Raw genomic sequence first — 7,704 nt, 5'->3', positions numbered from 1 at the left:
CTGCGCGGGCTCACTTACAACCTCCAGCGCCTCGTCCGCCTCAGTGCCCCCGGATGAGCCTCGCGACAGAGCAAGGAAGGCTAACGTGGGGCCGTGCACGCGTCATCCTTTGACAGAGACGTTGGTGGAGCGAGACGCCAAGCGTCGGGGCGGTCGGCCCGGCAGCGGCCAAGACGTTACGTTCTCTCGCGCACACTCAGGCAAAACCCATGCTGTCGCCTGATCCGACCAGGGGCGGCTCGAACAGACGGGCGCGGAGGCAGCTACACCATCTACCGCATTTTGGAAGCGGACTAGCTGCCGCCGTTGCACAGCGCCGCCAGACTGGCAGTCGGGCTCTACCGCGTCTCCACCTCCGAGCAGGGCCACAGCGGCCTCGTGGAGGCGCAGCAGGCGAGCGTCAGAGCCTATGCCGAGGCTCTGGCTATACGCTGATCGCCGAGTACCAGGGCGTGGCCAGCGGCAAGGACGACCACCGACCGGGCAAAGGGACAACTTTGAACTCGCGCGTTGAGAGAATTAAGCGCGCGTACTCGCAGATTATTATGAATTGCGATCCGTTACCTCGAAGGATACATGGGAAAGGGTAAAGTGAAACCGAAGGTAGCGAAACTGGTCGACCGCATATGTGTTTTACCGAGACTGTGCCAACGGGAGAGATCACATGAGCCGCGGCTTTCCATCTATGACGGCGCTGCTGGGTGTACTTGCAGTTGCAGGTTACCAAAACCGCGACAAGCTTGCGGAGCTATTGGGAGGAGTTACCGGCGGTGCCGCTCGCACTCCAGGCACGGCCAGCCCGCCACAAGGCCAGGGCACTGGGTTTGGTGAAGCGACGAGCGATGGCAGCATTGGCGCCGTCCTGACTGACGGCATCCGCAACCTGGTTGACCGCTTTCGGTCGATTGGACACGGTGAAGCAGCGGACTCGTGGGTAGCCCATGGGCCCAACCGCGAGGTCGCCCCGCAGCACGTTGAGAGCGCGATTGGCGCCGACACGCTGGATGCGCTGGCAAAGCAGACCGGCCTGTCCCGTGAGGAGATCATCACTCGACTCACCCGAGAACTGCCCAGCGCGGTTGATAAGTACACACCCGAGGGTCGGATGCCGGCGTAGGGCGACGCGGGTAGCTGAAAGGAATGGGGTTTACTCGCCCCCGCAGGCCGCGCGACGGCACCAGGCAGCAGCAGGTACTCGCCATGCTGCGCCGGCAGGAGGGTGCAGCCGTCGCCCAAATCGCCGAGGTCACCGGCTGGCAAGCTCATACGGTCCGCGGCTTCTTCACTGGGCTGCAGAAGCGCTGAAGCATTGTGGTTGGAGCTGCCGAGCGGGTCTGGCAGGTCGGCTCGGGCAAGGAAGGCGCCAAGGGCAGCTATACCGTCTACCGCATCGCCGAGGAGTTCTCAGGTCGTTGTGAGATAAGCCTCGACTTTTGTGGCATAGTGTCCTTTTCCATTTGGCCAAGCCAGATACCCAGCCCATCTTCAAGGCCAAGTGACTACTTCACAGCTGCTCGTTAGACAGAAGCCGTGTTTTTGCGCGACGTTTGCGAGCGGGGACGCCGCGCTCGTTTCTTCGAAGCCGGCTCGAACCTCTCGGCGGGTGCCGCCCGGGCACTGTCTTGGTGGTGGCTGCGTTCCCGCGCCTCCTGCTTCGAGGACTGTGCCGCCTCCTCCGCCGTACGCAACACCAGAGTTCCACCCCGTGCCAGAGCGTCAAAGTAGTCGCTCACGAAGCGCCGCTGCATCTCCACCGCCGGGCCTGGCTCGGCACGGTTCAGCAGCGCTTCTGCGAAGCGCTTGTTAGTCGCCATTACGCCCTCAAACAGGAGTGACACAGCCCGCTGTGCGTCCTGCGCTTGTTCCCCAGTCGCGCCCGAACCTGGCGCGGCGGTCATCAGCTGGCGCATATTGGCTGCGGCTTCCTCCATCAGGCCCGCTAAGACGTACTTGGTCTTCTCCATGTTCCACTCTCCGTATTTACCGTGGCGCCAGACACTGTCGTCACGACAGGAGGACTGGCTGAGCTCTTCCGGGCTAGGCGGGCGACGCCGGCGCAGCGAGCGGTTGCGGGCAACATGAAAAGGGCTGGGGCACCCATGGCGCCCCAGCCGCTCTCTTTTACGCTCCGGACCCTTGTAGGTCCCGCACCAGTGTTACTCCGCCGCAGCCTGAGAAGGCTGCTGGGCCTGGTCGGTCTGGCGGATCTGCTCCTCGAGCGGGCGCAGCGTCTCGTCAGCGGCGCGACGCGTTGCACGAACCAGCGTGGCAGTGTTGCGCAGCACGGTGTCCGTGTACTCGCGCATGAAGCGCTGCTGCAGTTCCACAATGGGCGCCGGGTTGGCAAGGCGAAACAACTCCTGCGCCGCGCGCAGGTTGGTCTGCATCACGCCCTCGACCAAACCCGCCATCCCCTGTTGTAGGTCGCGCAGACCACCTTCGGCGGCGTTCGGCAGCGTCATCAGCTGACGCACGTTCTCGCTTGTTCCCCGGGCCGCCTCGGCCACCTTGCGGCTGACCTCCTCAAAACGCTGCGCCGCATCCTGAGTGATCTGACGCTGAGCGTCGGTGACCGCCTGGGCGCTCCGGCGCGCCGTGTCGCTCGTAAGTTCAGCACCGCGGCGGGCTGCATCGGCACCTGCTTCGGCACCCTTACGCGCCATATCGGCGCCAGCCTCGGCATTCTGGCGCAGCGCCTCATTGGTGGCGTGGCCGCCTTGCTGGACGGCCTCGGCGCCGCGACGGACCGCGGCATCGGTGGCTGCACGTGTGTCTTGCGGCTTATTAATGTCGACCATGTGAGTTTCCTACCAATAAATCTTCAGCGCATCAAATATTGCTGCACTGCACAATTTTGTTGTGCGTCAATAAGCGTCCTGACGCAAGAGAAAATTCGTGGCAGAAGACGAAGGAACTATTACAGAGTACGAGGTTTCATTTTAGTGAAAGCGGGATCTAGCGACCGCGCTGCTCTGCTCTGCTGATTTGGGTTTCGGGATGAACACACAGAATATTTATCCCATAATCGGAACAGTATTCTTTTCACCAGTTTGGTTGCCCTGCTCGCCGTGGCATCGCCGTCGATGCAAGTGATTTCGACGGCTTATCCCAACTGTCTTGAATGGATTGGCCTCGATGGGTTCGGCGCGGTCAAACACCGTAGGAGCACGGCATTGAACCTCTTCGCTGCAGCCAAAACCCTTCTCGGGAGTCGGACGGTGCTTGCTTGCGGAATGGCCGCCACTGCCCTCGGCGCATTTGCCCTGGTGAACCGCACCGTCGCGCGCCGGGCGGAGCGCCAACATCCACCTCGGGGTACGTTCCTCGACCTGGATGGCGTCAGACTGCACTATACCGACCGGGGTGCCGGGCAACCGATCGTCCTTATCCACGGCAACGTGGTGTCTGGCGACGACTACGATACCAGCGGCGTCGCCGAGCGCCTGCTGGAAACTCACCGGGTCATCATTTTCGACCGCCCCGGCTTTGGCCACAGCGAGCGCCCACGCGGCCGCAGCTGGACGGCAACGCAGCAGGCCGAACTGCTCCACAAGGCCCTCAAGCAGCTGGGTATCGAGCGCCCGGTTGTGGTGGGCCACTCCTGGGGTGCCATTGTGGCGCTCTCGCTGGCGGTGCGGCACCAAGCTGACACGGCGGGTCTCGTACTGCTTTCCGGTTACTATTTCTGGACCCTACGGCCCGATGTGTTGTTAGTCACTGTAGGTGCGATTCCGGTGGTTGGGGATATCCTACGGTACACGGTCTCGCCGTGGCTGGGGCGGCTCCTCATGCCCTTGCAGAAGCGCGCAATGTTCTCGCCGGCCTCGGTCACCAGGCGGTTCCGGCACGAATACTCGGACGCGATGGCGCTGCGGCCGTCCCAGATCCGCGCTACCTCGCTCGATGGTGCGCTGATGATCCCAGGTGCGCTGGGCTTGCGCCGGCGCTACACCGACCTCCGGATGCCTGTACTCATCCTTGCAGGAGACGGCGACAAGGTCGTCTGGAAGCGCAATGCTGAGCGCCTGCACGCCACCATCCCAGGCAGCGCGCTGCGGAGCGTCGAGGGAGCAGGGCACATGGTCCACCACTCCGAGCCAGAGCACGTTGTCGAGGCTATTGGATTGGTAAGCCATGGCATCCGCCAAGCTGCCCGTACGAATGCTCGGCGAATCAGCCGTGTCGCTCCGAATGGTCTCTGAAGCTTCAGCCCGGGCAGCGTAACGACGCCGCCCTCCGGGGTGCAAGGCGGACAGCCCCCCCGGAGCAGCTGGTGCTGGAGAACGCGCCCGCGTCTTCTTACTTCTCGAGCACGTAGGTGCCCGGCGCGTCCGCAATCGGCGGATGCGCGGTGCTGCCCGTCGCTGGTGGCCTTTGTCTTTCGCCCGACCGCGCCGCGAGCCAAGCCGACCAATCCGTCCACCAGCTGCCGTCGTGCTTCGTGGCCGCCTTGCGCCACTCCTCAGGCGTTGCCGCTTGCGCCTCGTTGGTCCAGTAGGCGCCCTTGCCACCCGGTGGGTTGATGATGCCAGCGATGTGGCCAGAGGAGGCAAGCACGTAGCGCACCTTGCCGCCGAAAAGCCGTGTGATGTGCCAAGCAGCGTCCCAAGGAACGATGTGGTCCTTCTCGGCACCAACCGCATAAGCATCCAGCTCGATGCGCCCCAGGTCGATGGGTTCACCTTTGAGCTCGATCTTACCTGGCACGACTAGGTTGTTCTCCTTGTAGGTGTTCCGCAGGTACCAGGCGTGTGCGGCGCGGCACATGCGGGTTCCGTCACTGTTCCAATAGAGCAAGTCGAAGGCCGGAGGTTTCTCACCCATGAGGTAGTTGTTCACCACGTTCGCCCAGATCAGGTCGTTTGAGCGCAGCAGGTTAAACATGTTGGACATCTCTCGGCTGTCGAGGTAGCCGCGCTCCATCATCTGCTGCTCGACCAGATCCATGGCCGGCTCGTTCATGAAGACGGCGGTGTCGCCTACCCGCGTGAAGTCCTGCAGCGAGACCATGAAGGTCGCTGCATTGAAGCGGTTGTCTTTCTTCCGAGCCAGCCACGCAAGAGTTAGGGCGAGCAGCGTGCCACCAATGCAGTAGCCCATCACGTTGATGGACTTGGCGCCGGTGATCTCGCGCACGACATCGCTCGCCTCCAACGGGCCAAGGTCCATGTAGTCCTCGAAGCTTATGTCCTCCATGGAGGCGTCGGGGTTCTTCCATGACACCATGAACACGGTGAAGCCTTGGGAGACGAGGTGCCGCACCATGCTGTTCTTTGGCTGCATGTCCAAGATGTAGAACTTGTTGATCCATGGCGGCATGATCAGCAGGGGCGTCCGGTACGCCGTCTCGGTTGTCGGCTCGTACTGGATCAACTCGAGCAGGCGGTTGCGGTGGACCACCTTGCCCGGTGACAGGGCGAGGTTGCGCCCAGGCGCAAAGGCGGTGGCGTCCACCATGCTGAGCCGCCCATTTTGCAGGTCGGCCGCCAGGTTGCGGGCGCCGTTGGCGAGGCTGGCGCCGCCGGTCTCCATCGCACGGCGCAGTGCCGCCGGGTTCGAGGCAAGCAGCAGCGCCGGGCTCATGGCGTCCACGAACTGTCGGAGATGGAAGTCGAGCCGCCGGCGCTCTGCCTCGTCCACACCCTCCGCCACCTCTGCGCCTTGCTTCAGCAGCCAGTCGGAGGCGAGCAAGTAAGCCTCCTTGAGCGTGCGATAGACCGGGTTGGCGTGCCACTCCGGGGCGGTGAACCGCTTGTCGCCGCCGATGGCAAGAGTGCTGCTTCCCGCCGGCTCCACACCCCACCACCGCAGGCCGGCCTCGTTCCAAGCGTCCATGGCCGAACGCAACAGTTTGGCGTTCAGCTCCGCTGCCGCCATGGCCGCGTCGGGCCGGTTGAGGGAGCGCAACCACACCGTGCGGAGTGCTCTGACGACCTCCGCCCAATCCACGGGCACGACGTCGCGGAGCGGATTGGCGTTCCACATCTGATCCACGGATCGAAGGAACGGGTCCTTGGCCAACATGTCGCCAAGCTGCGCCACCCCGCCGCCAGGCGCGCGGCCGCTGAGCTGATCGGTCGTCATCTGCCACAAGGGTTTGGCGAGGCTGGCCCAGTCGCGGCCTGCCGGTCCCGACATCGCCTCCATCCACAAGGCCCAGACCCCAAGCATGGCGTCGGGTCCCGGCGAAGAGCTCCCGCCCCCTTCGTCCGAATGCCCGTGTCCGCCATTCTCGCCGCTATCTTGGACTGCCATGACGCTATCCTCCTAAGGTGCTCCCGTTCGCGCCACTATCGCCTTCGGCTCAATTCTGTAGGCCCACTCCGCCGCAGTGTTTCTATTTCAACCGACGGCTCAACCGCGATGTCATAAGCTACTCTTCAACGTCTCTGGGCTGGCCGAGTTGGAGACCGTGCACAAGCGCACTATAATCGTCATTCAGGCACGCAACGGACCGCTGCAGCGCCGCCGGCGGCGCCCAGCTTTCGCCTTAGAGTTGCTCGCGGTCAGGCACTTGGTCACAGTGCGATCAATGCCAATGCTAATACCGGCAGCGCCAATGGGCGCTAAGGTTGAGCACATTGCACTGCCTCACGCCATCCACAACTCCGCCCGCTCAAAGATGCTGGTGAACTGCTTCGGCTCGGTCATCGAGCGCCCGATCGCCATGATGATCGCCACAGCAGCGTCAATCTTCTGCTCCGGCCGCGCCTTGGTCGGATAAAGGTTGCCCCGGCGATCCGGCTTGCCGACGACGTTGCCGATGCACCACTCAAGCACCGGGTTGCCATCATGCTGGAGCCGGCCGGAGCGCGTGGCAGCATCGAGCTCGATGATCGCCGGCGAGAAGTTCGCGGTCGTGGAGCGGAACTCGACCATCTCGACGTCCTGTGCCCGTAAGCGCTGCGCCAGCTGCGTCGACTGCCAAGGGTCGTAGCCCACGCTGACAATCCGAAAGCGCCGGCTCAGCTCCAGGATGTCGTCCTCGATCGCCTGGAAGTCGGTTTCGTTGCCCGGCGTCAGCACAAGGTGCTCCTCCGCCGCCCAACCCGGGTAGGCGGCATTGCGCGCCTCCAGCACGGCTTCCTCATTCAGGTAGCAGCGGGCAAAGGCGGCATAGGTCGTCTTGCCGGTGTCGCGGCAGGTTTCCGGGAAGACCAGGGCCAACGCCGCCAGATCAGTGCGGCTGGCGAGATCGAGGCCGAGATGGCACTTCTGCCCCTCGAAGTCCTCCAGCCGCAGGTCGGGGCTCCGGCACGCCTGCCACGCCCGCATCGAGAACAGCGCCTCGTCGGCACCGGACCAGATGTTCAGGTGCCGTGTCCGAGCGGCGGTCTCCTGTGCCAGGTTGTTCCGGGCCTGCCGCATGATGGCCCGGATCGCGTCTGGCTGGACCGCTTGCCCCCAGCTCGGATTGGCCTTGATCCAGATCGCCTCGTCCCAGGGGTCGTCCTCCGGATCGGCGGCATAGATCAGCGTGAACAGCCGCTCGTCCTCCTGAGTGCCCTCCAGCACCCGCACGCCATAGTCCCAAAGCTGCTTGCCAATGCCCGTGGTGTTGCCGGTCGCCGCGCTGATGGACAGCAGCAGCGGGTGGCGCCGCTTGCCCATGGCGGTCAGCAGCACGTTGCTCTGTCGCGAGGCTCATCCGGGGGCACTGAGGCGGACGAGGCGCTGGAGGTTGTAAGTGAGCCCGCGCAGTAG

7 protein-coding genes are annotated in these 7,704 nt (G+C 63.8%); 3 read left to right on the top strand and 4 right to left on the bottom strand.

Annotated features, from left to right (window positions below; genetic code table 11):
• The first annotated feature begins 664 nt into the window (after positions 1 to 664).
• Positions 665 to 1,117: a YidB family protein gene (locus tag JMJ56_RS32100; RefSeq protein ID WP_202835944.1), complete on the top strand. Its 453-nt coding sequence runs from the start codon at positions 665 to 667 to the stop codon at positions 1,115 to 1,117.
• A gap of 23 nt (positions 1,118 to 1,140) precedes the next feature.
• Positions 1,141 to 1,305, top strand: a complete 165-nt coding sequence (locus JMJ56_RS35155; protein ID WP_202835943.1) for a DUF3489 domain-containing protein — start codon at positions 1,141 to 1,143, stop codon at positions 1,303 to 1,305.
• Between the two features lie 212 nt (positions 1,306 to 1,517).
• Here JMJ56_RS35155 and JMJ56_RS32090 read toward each other — a convergent pair whose 3' ends face one another.
• Complete coding sequence (locus JMJ56_RS32090) at positions 1,518 to 1,964, bottom strand: hypothetical protein (RefSeq protein WP_202835942.1); 447 nt, start codon at positions 1,962 to 1,964, stop codon at positions 1,518 to 1,520.
• 192 nt (positions 1,965 to 2,156) lie between these two features.
• Positions 2,157 to 2,798: a phasin family protein gene (locus JMJ56_RS32085; RefSeq protein ID WP_202835941.1), complete on the bottom strand. Its 642-nt coding sequence runs from the start codon at positions 2,796 to 2,798 to the stop codon at positions 2,157 to 2,159.
• A gap of 285 nt (positions 2,799 to 3,083) precedes the next feature.
• On the opposite strand from JMJ56_RS32085, the gene JMJ56_RS32080 reads away from it, so the two are divergent.
• Entirely contained in the window at positions 3,084 to 4,202 is a 1,119-nt protein-coding gene (locus JMJ56_RS32080) for an alpha/beta fold hydrolase (protein ID WP_202835940.1), read from the top strand.
• Positions 4,203 to 4,299: 97 nt separating this feature from the next.
• Here the strand turns inward: JMJ56_RS32080 and JMJ56_RS32075 are convergent, their stop codons facing one another.
• Positions 4,300 to 6,147 (bottom strand): PHA/PHB synthase family protein, encoded by a 1,848-nt coding sequence (locus JMJ56_RS32075; RefSeq protein WP_236039027.1) that lies wholly within the window; start codon positions 6,145 to 6,147, stop codon positions 4,300 to 4,302.
• A gap of 444 nt (positions 6,148 to 6,591) precedes the next feature.
• Positions 6,592 to 7,626, bottom strand: a complete 1,035-nt coding sequence (locus tag JMJ56_RS32070; protein WP_202835938.1) for a terminase TerL endonuclease subunit — start codon at positions 7,624 to 7,626, stop codon at positions 6,592 to 6,594.
• Between the last annotated feature and the right edge of the window lie 78 nt (positions 7,627 to 7,704).

This window comes from Belnapia arida (assembly GCF_016773205.1).
GTDB lineage: Bacteria > Pseudomonadota > Alphaproteobacteria > Acetobacterales > Acetobacteraceae > Belnapia > Belnapia arida.
The sequence above is the reverse complement of the archived record's forward strand: the minus strand, read 5'-3'. Positions and strand labels throughout refer to the sequence as shown.

Bases quoted from the DNA above. Each gene is read 5' to 3' on its own strand.
- JMJ56_RS32085 (WP_202835941.1), bottom strand. From the start codon at position 2,798: ATGGTCGACATTAATAAGCCGCAAGACACACGTGCAGCCACCGATGCC.
- JMJ56_RS32100 (WP_202835944.1), top strand. From the start codon at position 665: ATGAGCCGCGGCTTTCCATCTATGACGGCGCTGCTGGGTGTACTTGCA.
- JMJ56_RS35155 (WP_202835943.1), top strand. From the start codon at position 1,141: ATGGGGTTTACTCGCCCCCGCAGGCCGCGCGACGGCACCAGGCAGCAG.
- JMJ56_RS32080 (WP_202835940.1), top strand. From the start codon at position 3,084: ATGCAAGTGATTTCGACGGCTTATCCCAACTGTCTTGAATGGATTGGC.
- JMJ56_RS32090 (WP_202835942.1), bottom strand. From the start codon at position 1,964: ATGGAGAAGACCAAGTACGTCTTAGCGGGCCTGATGGAGGAAGCCGCA.
- JMJ56_RS32075 (WP_236039027.1), bottom strand. From the start codon at position 6,147: ATGGAGGCGATGTCGGGACCGGCAGGCCGCGACTGGGCCAGCCTCGCC.